Origin of the sequence: Maribacter arenosus (assembly GCF_014610845.1) — a bacterium.
In the GTDB taxonomy this organism is placed as follows: Bacteria; Bacteroidota; Bacteroidia; order Flavobacteriales; family Flavobacteriaceae; genus Maribacter_A; species Maribacter_A arenosus.
The window spans coordinates 159,339-181,943 of sequence record NZ_JABTCG010000003.1; the positions used below are offsets into that span (position 1 = coordinate 159,339).

The window sequence follows — 22,605 nt, forward strand, 5'->3', positions numbered from 1 at the left end:
GCTAAGTACCCATTCTTAAAACTTATGCAAGTATTGTTGCCAAAAATTCATGTGGCTGACATTGCGAAGCGCTATTTACCATTCAAATTTTACGGATTAAAGTGTAAGGTAATACTTCCTTAAATTACAGAATTAAAAGCTTTAAGTCCATTGATTTTTTGAATCTCCCAAAAAAAGTCTTTGAGTAGGATATGGCCAAAAAAAATAAAAATAAATAATTCAGCAAATAGTATGAAAGTAGCATTTATCACCGGGGTAACGGGACAGGATGGGGCTTATTTGAGTGAGTTCCTATTAAAAAAAGGATATGAGGTACATGGCCTTAAACGAAGGGCCTCCTTGTTCAATACCGATAGGATCGATCATTTATATCAGGATCCCCATGTTGAAAATCGAAATTTTGTTCTGCATTATGGCGATATGACCGATAGTACCAACCTCATACGCCTGATAAAGGAAATACAGCCCGATGAGATCTATAACCTGGCCGCTATGAGCCATGTTCAGGTGTCGTTTGAAATTCCTGAATATACCGGGAATGCCGATGGTTTGGGTACCCTTCGTATATTGGATGCCGTTCGTTTGTTGGGCTTAGAGAAGAAAACCCGTATTTATCAGGCGTCCACTTCAGAACTGTACGGTAAGGTACAGGAAGTACCCCAATCCGAGACCACCCCTTTTTATCCGCGTAGTCCCTATGCCGTGGCCAAAATGTATGCGTATTGGATTACGGTCAATTATCGGGAAGCTTATGGGATGTATGCTTGTAATGGTATATTGTTCAACCACGAATCCCCGATACGGGGTGAGACTTTCGTGACCCGTAAAATCACAAGGGCAGCTGCCCGTATTTCCCTGGGCCTTCAAGACAAGTTTTATTTGGGTAACCTCGATGCCAAAAGGGATTGGGGCCACGCCAAGGATTATGTACGGATGATGTGGATGATCCTTCAGGCCGAGGAAGCCGAAGATTGGGTAATTGCCACTGGTAAGACGACCCCGGTAAGGGAGTTTGTAAGGATGGCCTTTAACGAAGTCGGCATTACTTTGGAGTTTAAAGGGAAAGGCATCAATGAAAAAGGATACGTGAAATCCTGTTCCAATCCGAAATTCCAATTGGAAATAGGGAAAGAGGTATTGTCGATAGATCCAAAATACTTTAGACCTACCGAAGTGGATCTTTTGATCGGCGATGCGAGCAAGGCGAACAACAAATTGGGTTGGATCCCTGAATATGACCTACAAGGGCTCGTCAAAGATATGATGCAAAGCGATTTAAAACTGATGAATAAGGACCAGTATTTGAATAAAGGAGGATTTGATACACTTAATTATTATGAGTGAGATGTATATGGATGCGAATTTAGTGCGAATTAGATGCGAATTTCTATGAATAAATTATGACTGAAATTGTCTTTAAAGAAGAAAGTTATAATATAATTGGGGCATGTATGAGGGTTCATGCCGAGTTAGGTGCAGGGTTTCTTGAAGCAGTTTATCAAGAGGCATTGGAAAAAGAATTTATGGATAATAATATTCCATTTGAAAGGCATACCAAGTTATCATTGTATTATAAAGAAGAAAAATTAAAGAAATACTATATAGCCGATTTTTTATGTTATGGCAAGATTATTTTGGAGTTGAAAGCATTACAATTTTTACATACGAACATAAACGATCAATTAGGAAATTATTTGAAAGCAACCAATTCGAGATTGGGTTTATTGGTAAATTTTGGCAAACCATCATTAGAGTATAGACGTATTTTAAATTCGCAGGCTTAGTATAAATTCGCACCTAATTCGCAAGAATTTGTCAAAATCATTTATTATTTCTGTGAAATCCTTTTCTAAATCCGTGTAATAAGAATAGCATGATTAAATCATCAAAAATATATATTGCGGGCCATAGGGGTTTGGTCGGTAGTGCCATTTTAAAGAACCTGGAGGCCAAAGGGTATAGCAATTTTGTGACCCGGACCCATAAAGCGTTGGATTTAACGGACAGTACGGCCGTGGCCAATTTCTTTGCGCTCGAAAAACCGGAATATGTGTTTTTGGCAGCGGCCAAGGTAGGGGGTATCGTAGCCAATAATACCTATAGGGCAGATTTTATCTATGCCAACCTGATGATCCAAAACAACGTGATCCACCAAGCCTATCTGCACGGGGTAAAAAAATTGCTGTTCTTGGGGAGCACCTGTATTTATCCTAAGAATTGTCCACAACCGATGAAGGAAGACTATCTATTGACCGATGTTTTGGAGTATACCAATGAGCCCTATGCCATTGCGAAGATAGCGGGTATAAAAATGTGTGAGAGTTACAACCTGCAATACGGCACTAATTTTATTTCGGTAATGCCCACGAATCTTTATGGTCCCAATGATAATTTTGATTTGGAAAAGTCCCATGTGCTACCGGCCTTGGTTCGGAAAATGCATTTGGGAAAGGCCCTTGAAAATAACGATTGGGAGGGCATTCGTAAGGATTTGGACCGTTTGCCTATTGAAGGTGTCAATGGTTCCTCGGAAAAGGATGTGATCTATAGCATTCTCGACAAATATGGCATTCAACAAAAAGAAGATGCAGTGTATCTCGAAATTTGGGGAAGCGGCAAGCCCATGCGCGAATTCCTTTGGAGCGAGGATATGGCCGATGCCTGTGTGTTTTTAATGGAAAACAGGGATTTTAAGGATTGTTATGCCGATGGCACCAAGGAAATCCGGAATACCCATATAAACATTGGTACCGGGAAAGACATCGCGATCAAGGACCTGGGTGAAGTTATTAAAAAAACTGTTGGTTTCAAGGGTACCCTCTTTTTTAATACCGATAAACCAGACGGTACCCTCAAGAAACTCACCGATCCCTCCAAACTACATCAACTGGGCTGGAAACACACCATCGAATTGGGGGAGGGTGTGGCCAAGGCCTATCAGTGGTATACCCGTTAACACTATTTAAAAAGACTTTTAATAAGTTAAACATCAATTCGCTGAGGTGCTGCCCCAGCTTGGTAATAGCACCAAACCAATTTGTTGTTTTTAGGCAATCGTGATAATAAGTACATGTTCCCCTTCTTTTTAATTGTAGCTAGGATATTCATTGCATTTTTGAAGGCCTAATTCATTACAAGATCCATCAACCATATGAAATTTAAAAGAGCCTACTATATTATTCCTATTTCATTACTGTTTCATCTTGTTACCATAAACCTGATGTCTTATGTATTGACGCCGGATACCTATATAAATGCGTTTAGTATTATATATTTGAATACCACCTGGATAATGGTAACCCATATGTTGAATTTTTATCCTACAGCTAGGCGGGAGGGGTTCATGACCAATCTCAGTAACTTTCTTCGGGTGTTCTTTTTTTATGCCTTGGCATATTTTGCCTTATTCGCCCTGTTAGGTCATAATCCGTATTCCATAGATTACCTAACCATGGTCTATCTTTTCATGTGTGTTTTGTTCACACTATATAGAATGTTTTTCTTTTGGGCAAGAAACAAGTATCGTACCAGTGGGCATAACTACGTAAAGGTAGTAGTGATAGGTAGGGACAAGAATTTAAAAAAAATAAGGCATGTCTTTGATAATTCTAACTTTGGGTATTGGTATTTAGGGTATTTCGATAATTCCATTTCTAAAAGTCCAACTTATTTAGGGGATATAAGGTCGGCCTTTACCTATATTTTTGAAAATGATATCGATGAGGTATATTGTATGGCCTCTCGCTTATCAAAGGAAGAGTTGCAACAATTGATGTCTATAGCCGACAACAGCTTAAAACGGATAAAGATCATCCCCGACAATAAGGAGTTGATTTCAAGGGCCATGTCCATTGAACTCTATGACAGTGTACCTGTGTTGAATTTGCGGGCATCCCCTTTGGAACTGGAATATGCAACTATGGTGAAACGTATTTTTGATATTATATTTTCAAGTACGGTGATCATCCTTGTACTTTCTTGGCTTACCCCTTTGGTTTATATCCTAATGAAATTCGATTCCAAAGGGCCATTGTTTTTTAGACAAAAAAGGCATGGGGTCAATCGCGAAAGTTTTTGGTGTTATAAGTTTCGGTCCATGACTCAGAGCAACGAAAGCGATACCATGATGGCCACCAAAAACGATATGCGAATTACGCGACTGGGTAGAATATTACGTAAAACCAGCATAGATGAACTGCCCCAATTTTATAATGTGTTCATTGGTGATATGAGCGTGGTAGGGCCACGGCCCCATATGGAGTTCCATACCGAACAATACGAAAAATCCGTGGACAAATATTTGGTCCGCCACTTTCTAAAGCCGGGAATTACGGGCTTGGCCCAGATAAAAGGATATCGAGGGGAAATCGTAGAACAGTCCGATATTGTAAACAGGGTCCGTTATGATATTTTCTATTTGGAAAAATGGTCCATCCTATTGGATTTCAGGATAATTTATAATACCGTTTTCAACGCTGTAAAAGGTGAGGAAAGGGCTTATTAGTTTTGCGTTTTGGTCTTTGGTGTCAAAAATTGAATTTCAAATTAATATGATTATACCGATTAAAAACTACAAACAGAGACGACCCCAGGTTTTCTTGTTTTTGTTATTCGGAATTACAACTTGATAAAATTTTTATTTGATCGCATATGAATGAGTTAAGAAATGAATTTTTAGGTTCGGAAGAAAATAACCTTAGTGATGTTTTTAGAAAGTATCTAAGATACTGGCCCCTATTCATTATTGGGGTCATAATTGGGGTAGCGGTAGTTTTTCTTCATCTTAGATATTGGGCACAGCCCGAATATCAAATAAGCAGTAGTATATTGATAAAGAATTCTGGAGGTAGTAAGGCTCTAGGTGAAATGGATGTATTTAATGACTTAGGGTTGTTAAAAAAATCACAAAGTCTTGAGGATGAGATCGGTATATTAACCTCCTCTGGGATTATGGAAGAGGTCATTTCAAAAAATTCATTGAATATCACCTACTATATAAAGGGTAATATACGTGATGTGGAAATTTATGGGGATGAGGTGCCCGTTCAAATAAGGGTCGATGAAACTGCCCAGAATTTAGCCTACGATTTGCCTATAAACCTTCGGTTGTTAAATGGGGAAACCTATGAGATCAGTACCATTTATAATGATGAGGAGTTGGTATCCGAACACTCCTTTGGGGATTTGGTCGTACTCCCTTATGGTACAATGACCATTGTAGCAAAAACGAATATTTCTGATTTTGACATTTCCCATCAAATGTATTTCATGATTGGGAATAAAGATGAATTGGTGAACAATTTCCTTGGTAGCCTTAGTGTACTACCTGATAACGATACCGGTAGTTTATTACGGTTGAGTTTTATTTCTTCCCATAAAGCGAAAGGAGAGGAGCTACTTACAAAAGTAATAGAAACATATATTGAGAAAACCATAAAGTATGAAAATGAATTGGCTGAGAACACCATCAAGATGATCGATGATCGTATAAGATTGTTGTCCGGTGAGATTGAGGTTGTGGAAAATACGGTGGTCGATTTCAAACGGGAAAATGCAGTGACCGATGTGGCGAGTAATGCGGATAGTTATATACAACAGGCCAATGAATATAAAAATCAAGCAGCGGAATACGATACCCGGATAAACGTCCTATCGAGTATCGAACAATCGCTTATGGCAGGGGATATGTCATCTACCATCGGAGGGTCCTATTCGATCAATGACCCGGCCTTAATGAACCTTATCGATAAATACAATGAAGCTTTAATTAAAAAACAGGGTTTATCGCAGTCGGCTGTAACCTCCAACCCCCTTATCGTAAGCTTGGATGCTAGTTTAAAGAATTTAAGGGCATCCATATTACAGAATGTTAAAAGCAATAAAAACGGACTGATCATAGCAAGGGGCAATTTATATTCCAACGCTAGTAGGTATGATGCACAAATCGCCAAGGTGCCGGGTATGGAGAAAGAATTACTGGAGATTAGCCGGGATAAGAGTACCAAAGAAGGGTTATACCTATATTTATTGCAAAAGCGGGAAGAAGAAATACTTTCACTGGCTGCACCAGTTTCTTCGACGAGAATAGTAAACTTGCCAAAAGCAGGGTTATATCCTATCCGTCCAAATAAAAGAATGTTTTACTTAAGTGGTTTGCTCTTAGGGGTTTTGATCCCATTTTCATTGATTTATATTAAAGATACCTTGAATACCAAGGTTCGGTCGATTGAGGATCTAACAAGATTGGTAACGGCGCCTGTATTGGGGAAGATTTCCAGAAATAAGGAGAAAGGAGTTATGTTGACAAATGGGGATAGGGAATCCCCAACGATAGAACTTTTTCGCTTATTGCGGTTTAATCTGGATTATTTAAAACAGACGGATAATAACCAGACCATTTTGGTGACCTCCTCCGTTAAGGGAGAAGGAAAAACCTTTATTGCCTCTAATTTGGCGGTCACCCTAGCTTCTACTGGGGAAAAAGTAGTGGTATTGGCCTTTGACCTTAGGGAACCCCAATTGATGGATGATTTTGGGTTGCCCAACTCACCGGGTATAACAGACTTTATATTGAAGAAAGGGTTGGATATAAATCAGGTCATTCAAAAACATCCCACCCTAGAGAACCTATCGCTAATAGGTTCGGGTTTGGTACCCTCCCACTTAGGTAGTTTAATGCTGAGTAAGCGCATTGCCCTATTAATGGATACCTTGAAAAAAGAGTACGATCGAATTATCATCGATACGGCACCCATAGGCTTGGTATCTGATGCCTTTGCCTTAAACCAATATTTGGATAGTACTATCTATGTGGTTCGTAAGGATGTGACCAAAAAAGAATATTTAAAAAATATCAATGCAATACATAAGAATGGAAAATTAAAGAACTGCATGGTATTACTGAACGATGATACGGAAGTGGTTGCGACCTATGGCTATGGTAAGTAAGGTATATAGGAAAAGAAAACCATAAATTCTATTTAAGAAAGTAAAAATGACTTTAAAAAAAAGGCTGTTGAGCAATGGACTTGCCTCTGTTTTTCAAAAAGGGGTTCGGGTATTGGAGCAATTATTATTGGTGCCTTTTTTTATAACGTCTTGGGGGGCTGCGTATTATGGGGAGTGGTTGACGCTTACTATAATCCCAAGTGTCATTGCCTTTTCCGATTTAGGCTTTGGTACGGCTGCCGCCAATAGTTTTGTGTTGCGCTATGCTGCTGGTGAAAGCCAAAAAGCCGCAAACATAAACAAGACGGGCATGTATATCATTACCATAATGGTTTTGGTGGCCATGATAATCAGTCTCTTGACCATTTTTATATTGGATTATTTTCATGTTTTTGATAAATCTTTAATAAATAGCAACGAGGCTATATTAGCCGTGTCCATTCTAATTCTGGCCTGTTTATTGAATTTTTACAATCAATTGATTGAATCCTATTATAGGGCGGCCCAAAAGGCTGCTTTGGCTATTAATTTACTTACTGTTAAGGCTGCTTTAAATTTAGGGGCAGGATTATTAGTATTATTATTAGGCTTTGGAGTGGTGGCATTTGCACTTTCACAACTTTTAGTAAGTCTCATTTTTAATCTTTTTTACTGGGTAAAAGGAAAACAAGTATTAAGTCTGTTTGATGACTATAAAGGAAAAAGGGATAAGGTGATTTTAAAGGAAATTACCAAAAAAGGGTTGGGGTATTTAATGTTTCCTGCGTGGCAGGCCATCTATTTTCAGGGGACCACCTTTGTAGTGCGGATAGTATTAGGCCCAGAGGCTGTTGCGATCTTCAATACGGTACGCACCTTAAGTAGGTCGGTGAACCAGTTGTTGAATATTGTAAGTTCTAGTATTTTTCCCGAATTACAGTTTGAAATAGGACAGGGAAACGAAGAAAAAGCCCAAAAGATTTATAGGTTTTCAATTGTTTTCTCATTTCTAATTGCATTTGTTGGGGTGGTATTTTTGGCTTTCTTTGGGTTATGGTTTTATAAACTTTGGACACAAAATGAATTGGTAGTACCCCCTCTGATGTGGTATATATTTGTAGTAGGGTTATTGTTCCATGCTTTTTGGTGGTCTTCGGAACCAGTTTTTAGGGCCAAAAACGAACCCTATAAATTTGCCATGTCAGGTGTTTTTTCTGCTTTGGTTTCTGTGGGGTTAACCTATATATTTTCAAAATATTTGGGAATAACAGGTGCTGCATTGGGAGCTTTGGGATTGGATGTTTTAATGGCGCTGATCATCATGCCTTTAAGCGCAAAAATGTTGAATATGAGGGTTATAGATATTTTTTCCCATGGTCTAAATGACATGAAAAAAATATATAACGAAATTAAGTTAAAACTAAAAATTTCTTGAAAGTAACACAAATCACTCCAGCTAGGTTTCATCATTTCCATTTAGCACGACAAATGGAAAAACACGGATTGCTGGATAAAATATATACAGGCTACCCAAGGTTTAAGTTAAAGGATGAACTGGGTATCCCTAAGGAGAAAATTATAACCTTTCCTTGGATCCAAGCCCCTTATATGAAAAGGGGTGTTTTAGGTTTGGATAAATTTGAATGGTTGAATAAGGAATGGTCACATTTAGGAGCTCAAACTTTTGATAAATATGTGGCAAATAAGATACATAATAAAGGAGTATTAATTGCTTTATCTAGCAATGGACTAAATGCGGGGAAAAAAATGCAGGCATTGGGTGGCAAATATATTTGTGATCGGGGATCTTCCCATATTATTTATCAGAATGAAATATTAAATGAGGAATACAAGCGTTGGGGTTTTCAATGGGAAGGGATTGATAAACGTATCATAGACAAAGAGCAACAGGAATATGAGCAGGCGGATTACATTACCATTCCTTCCGATTTCGTGATGAATTCTTTTATCGAAAAAGGGGTTAAGAAAAGTAAATTGGTAAAAATACCCTATGGGGCACGGTTGGATCGATTTAAAAAAATAGGGGAACCGGAAAAGAACAAATTCAGGGTATTATGGGTAGGGGGTGTGAGCTTACGAAAAGGGTTTATGTATGCGCTCAATGCTTTTGAAGCTTTTAAACATCGCAATAAGGAGTTTGTCGTAATTGGGGCAATGACCTCTGAAATTAAATCGATACTGGGTACAAGGCAAGTGAAAAATGTAATTTTTAAAGGAAATGTCCCCAATGCCCAACTTTTGGAATATTATAGTTATTCGGATGTGTTTTTATTAACCTCATTGGAGGAAGGGCTTGCCATGGTACAAGGCGAAGCAATGGCCTGTGGTTGTCCAATAATAGCAACTCCAAATACAGGGTCTCAAGACTTAATTTCTAATGGAAAAGAAGGTTTTATTGTTCCTATTCGGGATGAACGGGCCATATTGGACTGTTTTCAAAAACTTATGGATAATCCGGGGTTACGAGCGGAAATGAGCGAAATAGCAATAAACAAAGTTCAATTTTTAGGTGGTTGGGATACATACGGCACAAATTTTAAGGCGCTGATAGATAAATTTGCATGACAAAATCGAGGGATCGGATCCAAAACGGATAAGATTTCGTCCTGATGGATCAGAGAGGAACCATTAATACATTTAATTTAAATAAAATAGATTTTAATTAATTCAAGATTGTTAGTTATTCTCCATATAAGAAGGTATTTTCCCCACAGTCAAAGTCTTAGTTAATTAAAATATCTTCCCAATTACACGTTTTTATATTTATATAAGGAGGTCATATCGTATTTAATAGTAATGAGGAAGAAAGAAGATGGAAAGTATTCAAAATAAGTTTTCTTAGTTCAATTTTTTAAATGGCAACTAATTAATACAGTTATATTCAAGGATTCCAATTTATTGATTTTGTATGTTGAATTTATAAGGTTCAACCTACTCTATTAGGAGTAAAAAACCGTCGAATTTGTAGTTTGCTTTATAAACTAAGTAATGATATAAAAGATTTACACCTGTTTTTTTAAATTATTCATACCTAAATAAACATGTACGGTAGACGAATTACTTCTCAACCTAGAATAAAATGATAAGATATAATACCCTTAAACCGTATTATCCATAATTTTTTTAATTGATTTATAACAAAGTTTTTTGAAATTTAATACAAATCCTATGATACCGAAAATCATTCACTATTCTTGGTTCAGCAATGATCCAATTCCCGACCATATTAAAAAAATGATGGAAACGTGGAAAATGCATATGCCGGAATACGAATATAGATTATGGGATGGTAAAAAATTGGCAAAAATTGACAATGCCTTTGCCAATGAGGCGGTTAGTGTTCGGAAGTGGGCATTCGCTTCTGATTTCTTAAGACTGTATGCCGTTTATCATCACGGCGGCATATGGTTCGATACGGATATAGAAGTCTATAAATCTTTTGATCCTTTGCTGAATAATCGTGTTTTTATAGCGAATGAGGCTGGTGCCAAAGGATATGGAAAAAAATTTCATTGGTTAACAGCCCATTGTTTTGGCGCTGAGAAAGGACATCCTTTTATAAAAGACTGTTTGGATTTTTATCTGGAACGGAATTTCATTCGTACCAAGAGTAAGAATTTCCCACCTCATTTTCAATTTGATTTAACAATAAGCCCAGAAGTATTGGCAACAATAGCCCTTAACTATGGCTATGATTCCAATGGGTTTAAAGATGAAGAACAATTTCTGAAAGAAGGAATTCATGTGTACCCTTCAGACTTTCTTGATTCGCCTCAATACAAATCAATGAAACGGGTGTATAGTATTCATCGGGAGGCAGGCAGTTGGAGACCTGGAAATGAGGGAAAAATGCCCAACTATAAGGGGACCAATCCCAAAAAAGGTAAAATTATCCATTATTTTAAAATTTTATTTCAAAAGACGCTGTTAAAGTTTAACATAGCAATAATTCGAGTCCGTTAGGTTAATTGAAAATGAGAATATTATCTGTGGGTTGGTTTCGGAGTGCTAGCAGTACCTCATTGCATCGTCATTGGGCATTGGAAAAGAATGCGAAGTATATTGATAAAATAGAAGCCGGTATGCCCAAGATGACTTTGCGGTCTCGATTGGCCTACCATTTGTTCCAAAAGGGGATTCCTATCAAGCTGCCAGACCAAACGAAAGCGAATAAAAAGATCAAAGCATTGGTTACTGAAAAGGCATATGACGTGGTTTGGATAGACAAGGGGGTGACCATTAATAAAGCTACCTTACGATTTATAAAGGAAAAATCCCCTAAAACAATGATTGTAAGCTATTCCCCCGATAATATGGCCCTAAGGCATAACCAAAGTCAAAATTACCGGGAGGCCTTGCCCGAATACGATATGATCTTTACTAATAAGTCCTATATTTTGGGGGATATGCGTAAATTGGGAGCTAGGGAAATACATTTTATCCATAATATGTATGAAGAGACCTTTCATTATCCCAGGGAGCTGTCCCTTGCCGACAAAGAACGATTAGGGGGGGATGTCGGTTTTGTGGGAGCTTGGGAAAAGGAACGTTGTGAAAGTATTTTGTTCCTTGTGAATAATGGGATTCAAGTAAGGGTTTTTGGGGACGGCAAATGGAACGAATATAAAAATACCTCTCCTAATTTAACCATATTACCCGGTATTTTTTCTGAGGATTATTCCAAGGCCCTTCAGGCCATAAAAATATCGTTGTGCTTTTTAAGAAAGATGAACTTTGATCAACAAACGACCCGTACCATGGAAATTCCGGCTTGTGGGGGGTTTATGTTGGCGGAACGCACCGAGGAACATCTGGACTTGTTCGAAGAAGGTAAAGAAGCCGCCTATTTTTCCTCCAATGAAGAACTCTTGGAGTTATGCCGGTATTATCTAGGTCATGAGGACGAGCGAAAACGTATCGCAGCGGCCGGTTTGGAACGCTGTAAAATATCGGGCTATTCCAATGAAAAGACCATAAAGAAAATGTTAGAGACCGTTCTAGGGCATGATTAAAGAACCTGTACATATTTTAGGGCAAATAAAAAAAGTCTTGAGGGCTATTCTGATTCTTGCGGTTGTTGGCGAACTATTGTTTTTCCCTACACTTCCCAACCTCTATGGTTGCATTATGGCGATAATAGCCTATTGGGTTTTTTCTTATTTTTTAAAGGAAAAATATATACGTCTGTATCCTTTTGCGTTTTTAATGTACCTCTCTATGTTTATGTATCGCTATTTACCCCTAATTGCGACACTTGCGGAAAGGAAACCCATAACGTATGGTTTTGAAAGACCATATATAGGGAGTCTTTTGTTTGCTGAAAGAACGGAAGTACACTTGGCGCTGTTTCAAGAAGATATAGAAGCTGTTTTTTGGAATGATCCAAAAGAGTGTGCTGAAAAATGCTTGAAACTTTTAGGGGATAAAGTACTAATTAATGAAATAACGAAAAAAGGACAAAATAGACTATTAACTGATCAAAGAGGAAATGAGGATGTGGTCAATTATATATTGGGTCAATTTATTTAAATTAAGAATATGCTTTTGATTAAGGTCCTATCCCTTATTTTGATATTTCCATCATTATTCGTGGTTCATAAATTAATTCAAAAAAAGGATTTGAATTTTTTTGATCTACTCTTAATTTTCAATACTTTATATTTTGCTATAATACCTCTCAAATCAAATGAAGTAGTTTTCGATTCTATAGGTAGGTTGTCAGAACGTACTTCGATTTTTGTCTTTATATATTTGCTGTTCTTCTTTGTATCCCTTTTAATAGCCAGCAACTTAAGTATAAAGGAAAGTGATTCTCCACTGAATGTGACCAGGTTTTTGAAAAATTTGTATGAATTGAAGGTGACTCTATATTTTAAAATACTTTTAATTATTCTTCCGATTTTCTCATTGATTTATTATGTACCGCAAGTTTCCATTATTTCTGCTTTTGGGGAAATTCAAGATACAAATGCGAATATAAGTTATGAACAGTCTTCTATGGTTAAGTTTTTTGGCACCATTTTTAAACTTGGAATAACAATTACGATTGTTTTATTTTTCCAAATAATTAAAAAGAAGAAATTTGATGTATTAATTGCCATTTCATTGCTGTTGTTCTTAGTTAATCTCTTATTATTACCCCGAAGGACATTGTTGGTATTCTTCTTATTTGCAGCAATTGTTTTTTATAGTACCAATAGGGAGTTGATAAACAAAAAGATGATGATGTATGCTTTAGGTTTTGCAGCTTTTATGTACTTCATATATTTTCCTTTTTATAATATAATTAGGCATTCACCAGTAAAAGTTGATTTGCAGGATCCGATATCTTCCATTTCGGAAATTTATGATTATGGAATAACGAGCTTTAGTGATGCAGACAAAAACTCTTCAGTGAGAACAGATGATCGAGCATTAGGCTTATATAGGGCTGTATATTGGTTAATGGACTATGATAGTGAAAAGGAAATTACGTGGGGCCGCATAACTTTGGCGGCCATTGATCATGCTATTCCAAAGGTAGTTAATCCAAGTAAAGGTCAAGGCTCTGAAATTCTATTACAGGAAAGAATGAATACAAAAAAGGACTCTGCAGATTCAGTTCTACTTTTAGCACTCGCTGATTATTCTATGTTCGGGGGCATTTTCACGGTTATAGTTTACTTGTTGGTTTATAAGATATGGTTCTTAATTGCAGGTTGTTCTGAGTTTTTTTTCGGAAAAACAATAGTATCTCTTTATATAGTGTTTTTTCTTTTTGACACTGCTTTTAGTATTGAAAGGAAATTGGATGGAATTTTGGCGAATACTGTGTCCTATTTTTTAGTAATTGTGGTAATTGTTTTGGTCCATAGGCTGAATTTTATCACTTTATTACAAAGAGAACATTAATCGTAAATCTGAATTATGACGTCAAATGACAAAAGGGAATTTGGAAGACTAAGATTTTAATATAGTATTCGAGGAGTAGCTGCATTGATGGGGGTTTTTGGGTTCTTGGGAATGTTTCGTAATTCGAATGGGGTGCTAGGAGATTTTAGTTATGTAATTCGAGGTTCTTTATAAGGGGTGGTCACCTATATAATAATTTTTTACTTTATAAGGTTCGTACTATGGGCAATGAATCTAAAATATATTAAAAACCAAGATAAAAAGGTTTTAATAGCTGAATGAATATAGTAGCTATGGGATGGTAATTTTGGTTCGGATTTAGTAAAGGATATTCCCAGTTTTGGTATTATGTTGATTTATGGGTCGTTATCCTTACCCGCTTAAGATATTTTGATATTTTGAATTTCATATCTATGTGAGTTGAAAAACATGGGCAAACAGCTATCGACACATTGGACATATCCTATAATTCTTCACCATTCTAAAGTATTCAATGATCTTCGTGGTTTGTAAAAGCCTAGGTGAAGTTATTCATGTAGTTTAGGAATCGAGTACAATACTCAATTAATTCTTGTCATTTTATTTTGAAAATCATTTTTTTAAACCATCACGAGGATTTTCAAAGTTTTAGTATGGTCAGGTATGCCTCGTTTTTAAATGAGGGGATGCGACATAGGGGGCATAACACCGAAATTTGGGCGCCAAAACCCTTTTTGTCGAATAACAACCTTCCGGAAGGCATCAAAAAATGGTTGCGGTATTTGGATTCCTTTGTGCTGTTCCCCCTTCGTTTTAAAATACAAAGTAGAAAATTACCAAAAGACACCCTTTATGTATTGATCGATCAGGCCTTGGGCATGTGGATGCCATTGCTCCGGAATAAAAAACACGTTGTGCATTGTCATGATTTTATAGCCTTAAAATCCGCTTTGGGCCAAATAAAGGAAAATCCGACCAGTGGAACAGGTAAAACCTACCAACGTTTAATTTTAAAGGGCTTTTCCAAGGCAGATAATTTTATTTGTATATCCGAAAACACCCATAGCGAATTATTGCGTTTCCTGGATAAGGACCCGATTCGTGTCGAGCAGGTATATAATGCCCTAGATCCTGCATTTAAGCCCGGGAATATTGAGGAGGCCAGAAGGCTGGTGGGCAACTTTGTTAAACAGGATCTTAAAGAGGGCTATATCCTAAATGTTGGGGGGAATGGGTTTTATAAAAACAGGATTGGCGTTATCGCCATCTATACCGCATGGCGAAAGCAAACCCAATCGTCTTTGCCCTTGTTGATGATCGGTTATCGACCGTCAGCGAGTATTCAAGCCCATTTCGAGGCCTCCCCTTATAAAAAAGACATTCATTTTTTAGTGCAGGTATCCCAAGAGTTGCTTTTAAAGGGGTATCAAGGGGCTAGTGTATTTGTATTTCCATCTTTGGCCGAAGGTTTTGGCTGGCCCATAGCAGAAGCCCTAGCGGCCGGCTGCCCGACAATTACCACCGACGCGGCGCCCATGAACGAGGTGGGGGGTAAAGCCGCTACTTATATAGAACGTTGTCCGAGTTATGGGGAAATACCGATCTGGGCGGCCGAATCCGCAAAGGTTTTGGAAGCAACACTACAGATGGGCACTAAAGAACGGGCCGTGATGATCCAAAAAGGATTGGATAATGCACTTAGATTCAAAGAGGACAAAATTTTAGACCGCTTGGAAGGTATTTACAACGACATTATGGCTGATGATTTTATTTAATTACTGCTTTAGCAAATGACTAACGGTTTAAACAAAAAAAAAGCAAATTGGGTCATCCTGTTTTTATTGGGTATAGGCATCGTATTGGTGTTCTTTTTAAGTTGGAAAACCAATCCCAACTTAAAGGGGATGCCATTTATTCCGGGATGGCTTTCCGATTGGGCCGATAGCGTGCACAATGACCGCAAGCGTACGGGGGTGCCCTTTATAGGCTTGGGCCTCCTGGTCGGGAGCTACCTGATCTATGTTCAAAGAACCAAACCGTTATATTGGCTACTTGTTTGGTCGAGTCTGTGCTTGGTGGTCCTTATTGCAGAAGGGGTGCAATATTTTTTGCCTTCGAGAAGTATGGATGGTAAGGATATAATATGGGGTATCTTGGGGTCAAGCGTCGGTCTGGGGCTGCCCTTTTTTACTTGGCATATTGTAAAAAGCTTTAAAAAGAAATCGTCTTGACACAAAAAGCAAAGAAACGCATTTTATTTATAGGGTATAACTTTTCCCCCGAATTGACCGGTATTGGTAAATATTCGGGGGAAATGATGCATTGGTTGGCCAAGGAAGGCCATGATTGTACCGTACTTACGGCCTTTCCCTATTATCCCTATTGGAAGGTACAGGAACCCTATAGGCAACACCGATTTTGGTACAAAAAAGAGGTAAGAAAATATGATTCGGGGGGGCAACTAAAAGTGATTAGATGTCCTATGTATGTACCCCAAAACCCAAGTGGGCTAAAGCGTATGATTTTGGATACCTCTTTTTCCGCCACGGCTTTTATGGCCATGTTGCCCAGACTCTTTCAAAAAAAATGCGATTGGGTAATCTCGATAGCCCCTTCTTTTCAATTTGGGCTTTTAGGGGTATTCTATAAAAAGTTGAAGGGGGCAAAACATTTGCACCATATACAGGATATGCAGATTGAGGCTGCACAAGATCTGGGGCTGATCAAATCTCCCAAACTATTGAATCGACTATATGCGGTGGAACGCTCTATTTTCAAAAATACGGATGTCATCAGTAGTATTTCCGATGGAATGATGGAACGGATCGGTAGAAAAGCCAAAAAACCGATTTTGTTCTTTCCCAATTGGACCGAAACCCATAGTTTTTTCCCAATAAAAGACAAAGGGTCATTAAAAGAACAGTTTGGTTTTACCACTACCGATTGGGTGGTGTTATACTCCGGGGCCATTGGGGAAAAACAGGGGTTGGAGGCTATTTTAAAGTCGGCGGATACCCTTCGTTCCTATGGGCAATTGAAGTTTGTAATTTGTGGAACAGGTCCTTATAAGGAAGTATTGAAAGAGAAGGCAGGGAACATGGCCTTGAAAAATGTATTTTTTATGCCCTTACAACCCAAAGAAGACTTCAATGCCTTTTTGAATATGGCCGACTTGCATTTGGTCATCCAAAAAGAAAAGGCCAGTGATTTGGTGATGCCTTCGAAATTGACCACGATTCTGGCCGTGGGGGGGGTGGCCCTTATAACCGCCAATATACAATCTACCTTATACCAAGTGGTAAGTAAATACCAAATGGGGCTATTGGTGGCCGCAGAAAATCAGGAGGCCTTGAATTCCGGGATATTAAAGGCCTTTAACAGCAAAAATAATACTGCCATTAAAAAGGCGGCCAGATGCTATGCCGAACAGTATTTGGCCATAGATACCGTAATGCGATCTTTTGAGGAAGCCTTGTACAGATGATTTGCCGTGTTCGATGGAATTTTATCGATTAAAAAGCCGATCAACTTATACTATTATGAAATAGGGATACTTACGATACTTTTATGATTTTTCCTTTTAGTAAATGTTCCCAATACCTTACGCAAATACCGACAATGCCAAGATTTTTTGTTATAGAATATTCATTTAAAATGTCCACCTCCATAAAGATAAAATAGTGCCCCATATGAAGGAAAGCCTAACAAAAGCCGTTTTTTCATTTAAAACGAAAATTTTAAACCCACGCTTACACAAGCTACATCAAAGAACCGAAACCAATTTATTGGCAGAAGACCTATCTGCCTATAATTTTAAGAAACGACAAGCACTTTTTCAACATGCTATGGGGCATTCCAAATTCTATAAAGGCAAATATGCGAATTTGTCCATGGCTGAAACAGGATTACAGTCCCCTCAGGATTTTTTACTACTGCCTCCATTGACAAGAGAGGACTTACGTGAAAATTTTAAGTCTATAAAGGCCGATAATGTGGCGTCGTCCCAATATTATAAAGCCAGTACTTCCGGGAGTACGAGTGCTCCTGTAGCCGTATTACATGATAAAAGGCATCCAGAAACCCCGATCCGCTGGCGTATCTTACAGTTTTGGGGGGTAAAGCCTTGGGAGAACCAGGCCTTTATCTATCGCTTTAAAAAGCCTTTTTGGGAGCGGGTAATGAATGCCATCATGTGGTGGCCGACAAAGCGGATATTTTTGGCTGCCGCCAACCCAAGCATCAAGGAATTGGAGCAATTTGTATGTAATTATAACAGGATCAAGCCCACGCTGCTCCAAGGGTATGTAGATGTGGTGTACGAGTTTGCCCTATACCTTTTGGATAACAATATAAAAATACATCCCCCAAAAATGGTTTGGGTTACCTCGGCCCCCCTTTTTGAGGAGCAACGGGAATTGATGGAGAAAGCCTTTGGGGCCCCCGTATGCGATCAATATGGCAATACCGAAATCATGTTGATTGCGGCCGAATGTCCTGAGCAAAATGGCCTGCATATGATGCAGGATTCCGTACATGTCGAATTTGTAGATAAGAACAATCAACCCGTACCCCCGAATACGACGGGCAAAATCTTATTGACCGATTTAACCAATTATGCTTTTCCCATTATTCGTTACGAAATAGGGGATGAAGGTAAATACAGGGACCATATGTGCACTTGCGGGAGCCCCTTGCCGCTAATGGATAATGTACGGGGGCGCCAATCGATGAATATTGAAACCCCTTCCGGGCTCCAGATCAAGGGCGAACATTTGATGGCCATGTTCAAGGGGTTTATGAAATATTTCAAGGAACTGCAATTGGTACAGGAAGCGGATTATTCGGTAACCCTAGTTTATATCCCAAGGGATATTCGAAAAGCCAAGGATGCCGTTCAAAAAATGCAATCGAGTTTGGAAAAGCGGGCAAGGCATGAAATAAAGGTGACCACTCTAGAAACACAAAGTATTATACGAAAAAATGTAAAGTCCCCTTTGATTGTAAGTAAATTACACGCAAATCAAAACAATTGAGGCGACGATAAAGGACTTTGTTCGAATGTAAACTTAAAGATGGTCGGATACCTAAAAATAAATTTAAGAAATAGTAATACCGGCAATACAGGCTAAATATCAAAAAGTCATTGGTTAATTGACCATGGCGCTACGAAATTGTTCTGTGCTTTACACCTTTTATATTGAACAAAAAGGGGACGTACGTAGGTATTTACCTTATTGAATTTTAGTAAAGTCGAGGATTACGGATAAAATAGACCAGCGCATCGGCCACCGTATAAAGAACACAAATGAAAGTAATTTACTTTTTTAGACACCCAAAGGTCGGGCACTCCATGCATAGGGTCTTTCGTACCCTATTACAAGAAATGGAACGTAAAGTTCAAATAGAGGTATATGATATGCCCAATAGAGGCTCCATGCCATGGGATGTTTATAAAAATTGTTGGTTCACCTTTAAAAGAAGGGGTAAAAATACAATCCACCATGTAACCGGGCATATCCATGATGTGCTAATGGCCCTAATCGGGGTGAAAACCGTGTTGACCGTACATGATCTGGTTTTTTTGGACAATGTTAAAAACCCGATCAAACGTTGTTACAAATGGTTGTTTTGGTTGTATTTGCCCATAAAAATTGCAGACAAGGTAGTGTGTATTTCAAACCAAACCAAGCGCAACATAATCAGTAAAATCAAAACGGATAAATTGGTGGTGATCCACAATGCCGTGGACCCTATTTTTACACATTCTGAAAAGCCTTTCAATCAAGAGAAACCGGTGATTTTACATATAGGGACCGGTTGGAACAAAAATTTGGATAAAACCATAGAAGCATTGGAAGGAATAACCTGTCATCTTCGGGTTATCGGTAAATTAAACGAAATTCAAGTCAAGCTACTCAAAGCGTATAAAATCGAGTATTCCAATGTCTGCGATATTTCGGACGAAGACATAAGGCAAGAATATATCAATTGTGATATCGTGAATTTCCCTTCGGTTTATGAAGGATTTGGGATGCCGGTGATTGAGGGCCAACAAACCGGAAGGGTCGTTGTTGCTTCTAGGATTGAACCGATTATAGAGGTGGCTGGGGATGCGGTAGCTTATGTAAATCCCACGGATGTTGATTCTATTTGCAAAGCCTATGGTAAAGTGTTGGCCGATGCGGTTTATCGAAAGGATTTAGTCGAGAAGGGACTGGTAAATGCCCAAAGGTTTTCCGTAAAGAACATTGCACAACAGTATGTTGAATTATATCAAAACCTAGCCAAAGCATGAAAATATTACGTATTATTCCCAGTATGGATCCCCAGCAAGGGGGGCCTTGCCAAGGCATCCGAAATGCCATACCCGAACTGCATAAATTGGGCGTGCAGAATGAAGTGGTTTGCTTGGATGATCCCAATTCGGATTATTTGGGGAAAGATCCGTTTCAAATCCATGCCCTTGGTAAAAGCAATAATCCTTGGAACTATAATAAAGCATTGATACCATGGCTTCTCGCACATTTTCAACGGTTTGAGGCGGTCATCATCCATGGCTTATGGCTGTATCATAGTCATGCGGCCATCAAGGCCATGATGGCATTTAGAAAGACCAGTACGACTTGCCCAAAGGTATATGTCATGCCCCATGGGATGTTGGATCCCTATTTTCAAAAAGCCAAGGAACGAAGGTTAAAGGCACTTCGCAATGTTATTTATTGGAAAGTGTTTGAAAATAAGTTGGTCAACCAAGCAGACGGTATTTTGTTTACCTGTGAAGAGGAATTAGTATTGGCCCGGACCACCTTTCCAAATTATAAGCCCCAAAGGGAAATCAATGTAGGTTACGGCATACAACCCCCGCCAAGATACGATCCAACCATGCGACAGGCCTTTGCCGCAAAAGTACCCCAATGGAATGGAAAACCGCATTTCATTTTTTTAAGTAGGATACATCCCAAAAAAGGGGTAGATCTTTTGATAAAGGCGTATCTACAATTAGAGAAAGAATTGGGAAGTTTGCCCCAACTGATCATTGCCGGGCCAGGGTTAGAGCAGCCATATGGGGAGGCGATGCAAGAACTGGCGGCCGGATCCACCAACATCCTATTTCCGGGCATGTTAAGCGGGGATGCCAAATGGGGGGCTTTTTTTGAAAGTGAAGCCTTTGTGTTACCCAGTCACCAAGAAAATTTTGGGATAGCAGTGGTCGAAGCCTTGGCCTGTGCCAAACCCGTATTGATTAGTGATAAGGTGAATATATGGCGGGAAATAGAAAAAGGTAAAGGGGGTATAGTCAAAAACGATACTGAAGCGGATACTTATCAAGCGCTAAAACAATGGATGTCTCTGAATAAGGGTGAAAAGACGGCCATGTCCAAATCCGCTCAAGGTGTTTATCAGGGCTATTTTACAATCGCCCAGGCAGCCCTTCAATTTAGAAATGGCATTAATTTATAAAACTCAATGGCCAACATACTTTTTGTAATCGGCTTATATCCCAATTATGGTGGGACCGAAAAGGTAACCACTGTATTGGCCAATGCCTTTGTAGATAGAGGGCATAAAGTTTCAATCGCCTCGTTTGAGCAGCCACATCTTGAATTAAAGGATGAAGAATTAAACCCGTCGATTCAATTGGTGGCCTTGAGTTTTCCCCTTCGAAAAAAATCGAATGTTAGCATATTGGAAAATGTCCTTGATAGTAAAAAAATCGATGTAATCATAAATCAATGGTGTTTGCCCTATTATGTGACCTCTTTAATCAATAAAGCCAGAAAGAAACATAAATGTATCCTGATTTCAGCGCTCCATGGAGTTCCTGATCAAAACAAACGCTTATTGACCATATTGCACCATAAGAATACCACGGAAAACCCTGTCAAACGTTTTTTATACGGACAGGCTCATAAGGCTATGGTTTTCGTGACCGGTCTAAATCTTAAATATGTTTATAAACATAGCGATCAATATGTAGTGTTGTCAAAAAGTTTTATCCAAACGTTTAGGGCTCTTTCGAAAATAAAGGAAAGCGCTAAAATTAGGGCAATCGCCAATCCGGTGACCATAGAGGCACCGCAAAGTTTTGATTGCCTCAACGAAAAGGCCAAAGAGAACAGTATTTTGTATGTTGGTCGTATGGATCATGCCAACAAAAGGGTACATCGGGTAGTGGAAGCATGGGAGGAAATACACAGGAAACACGAAGATTGGAAATTGGTTTTGGTTGGTGATGGTCCGGAGAAAGAAACCTTGCAATCATATGTAAAAATAAATGATATTCAACGGGTTGTATTCGAGGGCTTTAAAAAGGAGGCTCCTATTGCATTTTACCAAAAGGCATCCGTATTGTTGCTGACCTCCGATTTGGAAGGTTTCGGTTTAGTGGTCATAGAAGGCATGATTTATGGGGTCGTACCAATAGTATATGGTAGTTATTCCGCTATTTATGATATTATTGAAAATGGCAAGTCTGGTTTTATAACTCCAGCACCATACCAAAGGACCAATACCGTTCAACAACTTGAAAAGCTTATAACGGACAAGGTGTTACGTCAAGAATTGTCTAGGGCAGCTTACGATCGGGCACAGCATTTCGCTCTGGATAGGATCGTTAACGAATGGGAAAATATGATTCAAGAAGTATACGAGAAGTGATTTTTTTAAGAATAAGTTAATTAAACCGTTTTTAAAATTAAATCAAGGGCATTCCAATGTAAAAGAATGGAACGTATGGTTGGTTCGACCGCTTTCGGAATAATTCTTTTTTCCAATTAGGAGAGCACT

At 38.6% G+C, this 22,605-nt stretch carries 18 protein-coding genes; all 18 read left to right on the top strand.

Annotated features, from left to right (window positions below; translation table 11 throughout):
• Nucleotides 1-231: 231 nt before the first annotated feature.
• The 18 genes from gmd (at nucleotide 232) to HPE63_RS08900 (ending at nucleotide 22,476) form a co-directional block, all read left to right on the top strand.
• Nucleotides 232-1,344, top strand: coding sequence for a GDP-mannose 4,6-dehydratase (gmd, locus tag HPE63_RS08815; RefSeq protein WP_188313906.1), 1,113 nt, complete (start codon nucleotides 232-234; stop codon nucleotides 1,342-1,344).
• A gap of 56 nt (nucleotides 1,345-1,400) precedes the next feature.
• Complete coding sequence (locus HPE63_RS08820; RefSeq protein WP_188313907.1) at nucleotides 1,401-1,784, top strand: GxxExxY protein; 384 nt, start codon at nucleotides 1,401-1,403, stop codon at nucleotides 1,782-1,784.
• An 89-nt stretch (nucleotides 1,785-1,873) separates the two neighbouring features.
• Nucleotides 1,874-2,956 carry a GDP-L-fucose synthase family protein gene (locus HPE63_RS08825; RefSeq protein ID WP_188313908.1) on the top strand — a complete coding sequence of 361 codons (1,083 nt, stop codon included), beginning with the start codon at nucleotides 1,874-1,876 and terminating at the stop codon, nucleotides 2,954-2,956.
• A 195-nt stretch (nucleotides 2,957-3,151) separates the two neighbouring features.
• The gene (locus HPE63_RS08830) at nucleotides 3,152-4,504 is read left to right on the top strand and encodes an undecaprenyl-phosphate glucose phosphotransferase (protein ID WP_188313909.1); all 1,353 of its coding nucleotides are present in this window, start codon (nucleotides 3,152-3,154) and stop codon (nucleotides 4,502-4,504) included.
• A gap of 146 nt (nucleotides 4,505-4,650) precedes the next feature.
• Entirely contained in the window at nucleotides 4,651-6,948 is a 2,298-nt protein-coding gene (locus HPE63_RS08835) for a GumC family protein (protein WP_188313910.1), read from the top strand.
• A 46-nt stretch (nucleotides 6,949-6,994) separates the two neighbouring features.
• The gene (locus HPE63_RS08840; RefSeq protein WP_188313911.1) at nucleotides 6,995-8,362 is read left to right on the top strand and encodes a lipopolysaccharide biosynthesis protein; all 1,368 of its coding nucleotides are present in this window, start codon (nucleotides 6,995-6,997) and stop codon (nucleotides 8,360-8,362) included.
• Nucleotides 8,359-9,513: a glycosyltransferase family 4 protein gene (locus HPE63_RS08845; protein ID WP_223198100.1), complete on the top strand. Its 1,155-nt coding sequence runs from the start codon at nucleotides 8,359-8,361 to the stop codon at nucleotides 9,511-9,513. Before HPE63_RS08840 ends, HPE63_RS08845 begins: the two co-directional genes overlap by 4 nt.
• Before the next feature lie 603 nt (nucleotides 9,514-10,116).
• The gene (locus tag HPE63_RS08850) at nucleotides 10,117-10,911 is read left to right on the top strand and encodes a glycosyltransferase family 32 protein (RefSeq protein WP_188313912.1); all 795 of its coding nucleotides are present in this window, start codon (nucleotides 10,117-10,119) and stop codon (nucleotides 10,909-10,911) included.
• Nucleotides 10,912-10,922: 11 nt separating this feature from the next.
• Nucleotides 10,923-11,960, top strand: coding sequence for a CgeB family protein (locus tag HPE63_RS08855; RefSeq protein ID WP_188313913.1), 1,038 nt, complete (start codon nucleotides 10,923-10,925; stop codon nucleotides 11,958-11,960).
• Nucleotides 11,953-12,477: a glycosyltransferase gene (locus HPE63_RS08860; RefSeq protein ID WP_188313914.1), complete on the top strand. Its 525-nt coding sequence runs from the start codon at nucleotides 11,953-11,955 to the stop codon at nucleotides 12,475-12,477. Before HPE63_RS08855 ends, HPE63_RS08860 begins: the two co-directional genes overlap by 8 nt.
• A gap of 9 nt (nucleotides 12,478-12,486) precedes the next feature.
• Entirely contained in the window at nucleotides 12,487-13,839 is a 1,353-nt protein-coding gene (locus HPE63_RS08865) for a hypothetical protein (RefSeq protein ID WP_188313915.1), read from the top strand.
• Between the two features lie 584 nt (nucleotides 13,840-14,423).
• Nucleotides 14,424-15,593 carry a glycosyltransferase gene (locus HPE63_RS08870; protein WP_188313916.1) on the top strand — a complete coding sequence of 390 codons (1,170 nt, stop codon included), beginning with the start codon at nucleotides 14,424-14,426 and terminating at the stop codon, nucleotides 15,591-15,593.
• 15 nt (nucleotides 15,594-15,608) lie between these two features.
• Nucleotides 15,609-16,049 carry a VanZ family protein gene (locus HPE63_RS08875; protein WP_188313917.1) on the top strand — a complete coding sequence of 147 codons (441 nt, stop codon included), beginning with the start codon at nucleotides 15,609-15,611 and terminating at the stop codon, nucleotides 16,047-16,049.
• On the top strand, nucleotides 16,046-17,302 hold the full coding sequence (locus tag HPE63_RS08880; protein WP_188313918.1) for a WcaI family glycosyltransferase: 1,257 nt from the start codon (nucleotides 16,046-16,048) through the stop codon (nucleotides 17,300-17,302). Before HPE63_RS08875 ends, HPE63_RS08880 begins: the two co-directional genes overlap by 4 nt.
• A 205-nt stretch (nucleotides 17,303-17,507) precedes the next feature.
• Nucleotides 17,508-18,851: a phenylacetate--CoA ligase family protein gene (locus tag HPE63_RS08885; protein ID WP_188313919.1), complete on the top strand. Its 1,344-nt coding sequence runs from the start codon at nucleotides 17,508-17,510 to the stop codon at nucleotides 18,849-18,851.
• Between the two features lie 272 nt (nucleotides 18,852-19,123).
• A complete protein-coding gene (locus HPE63_RS08890; protein ID WP_188313920.1) occupies nucleotides 19,124-20,113 on the top strand; it encodes a glycosyltransferase family 4 protein in 990 nt (329 codons plus the stop codon).
• Nucleotides 20,110-21,279, top strand: a complete 1,170-nt coding sequence (locus tag HPE63_RS08895; protein ID WP_188313921.1) for a glycosyltransferase — start codon at nucleotides 20,110-20,112, stop codon at nucleotides 21,277-21,279. The genes HPE63_RS08890 and HPE63_RS08895 overlap by 4 nt, the downstream gene beginning before the upstream one ends.
• 6 nt (nucleotides 21,280-21,285) lie before the next feature.
• Entirely contained in the window at nucleotides 21,286-22,476 is a 1,191-nt protein-coding gene (locus HPE63_RS08900) for a glycosyltransferase (RefSeq protein ID WP_188313922.1), read from the top strand.
• Nucleotides 22,477-22,605: the final 129 nt, after the last annotated feature.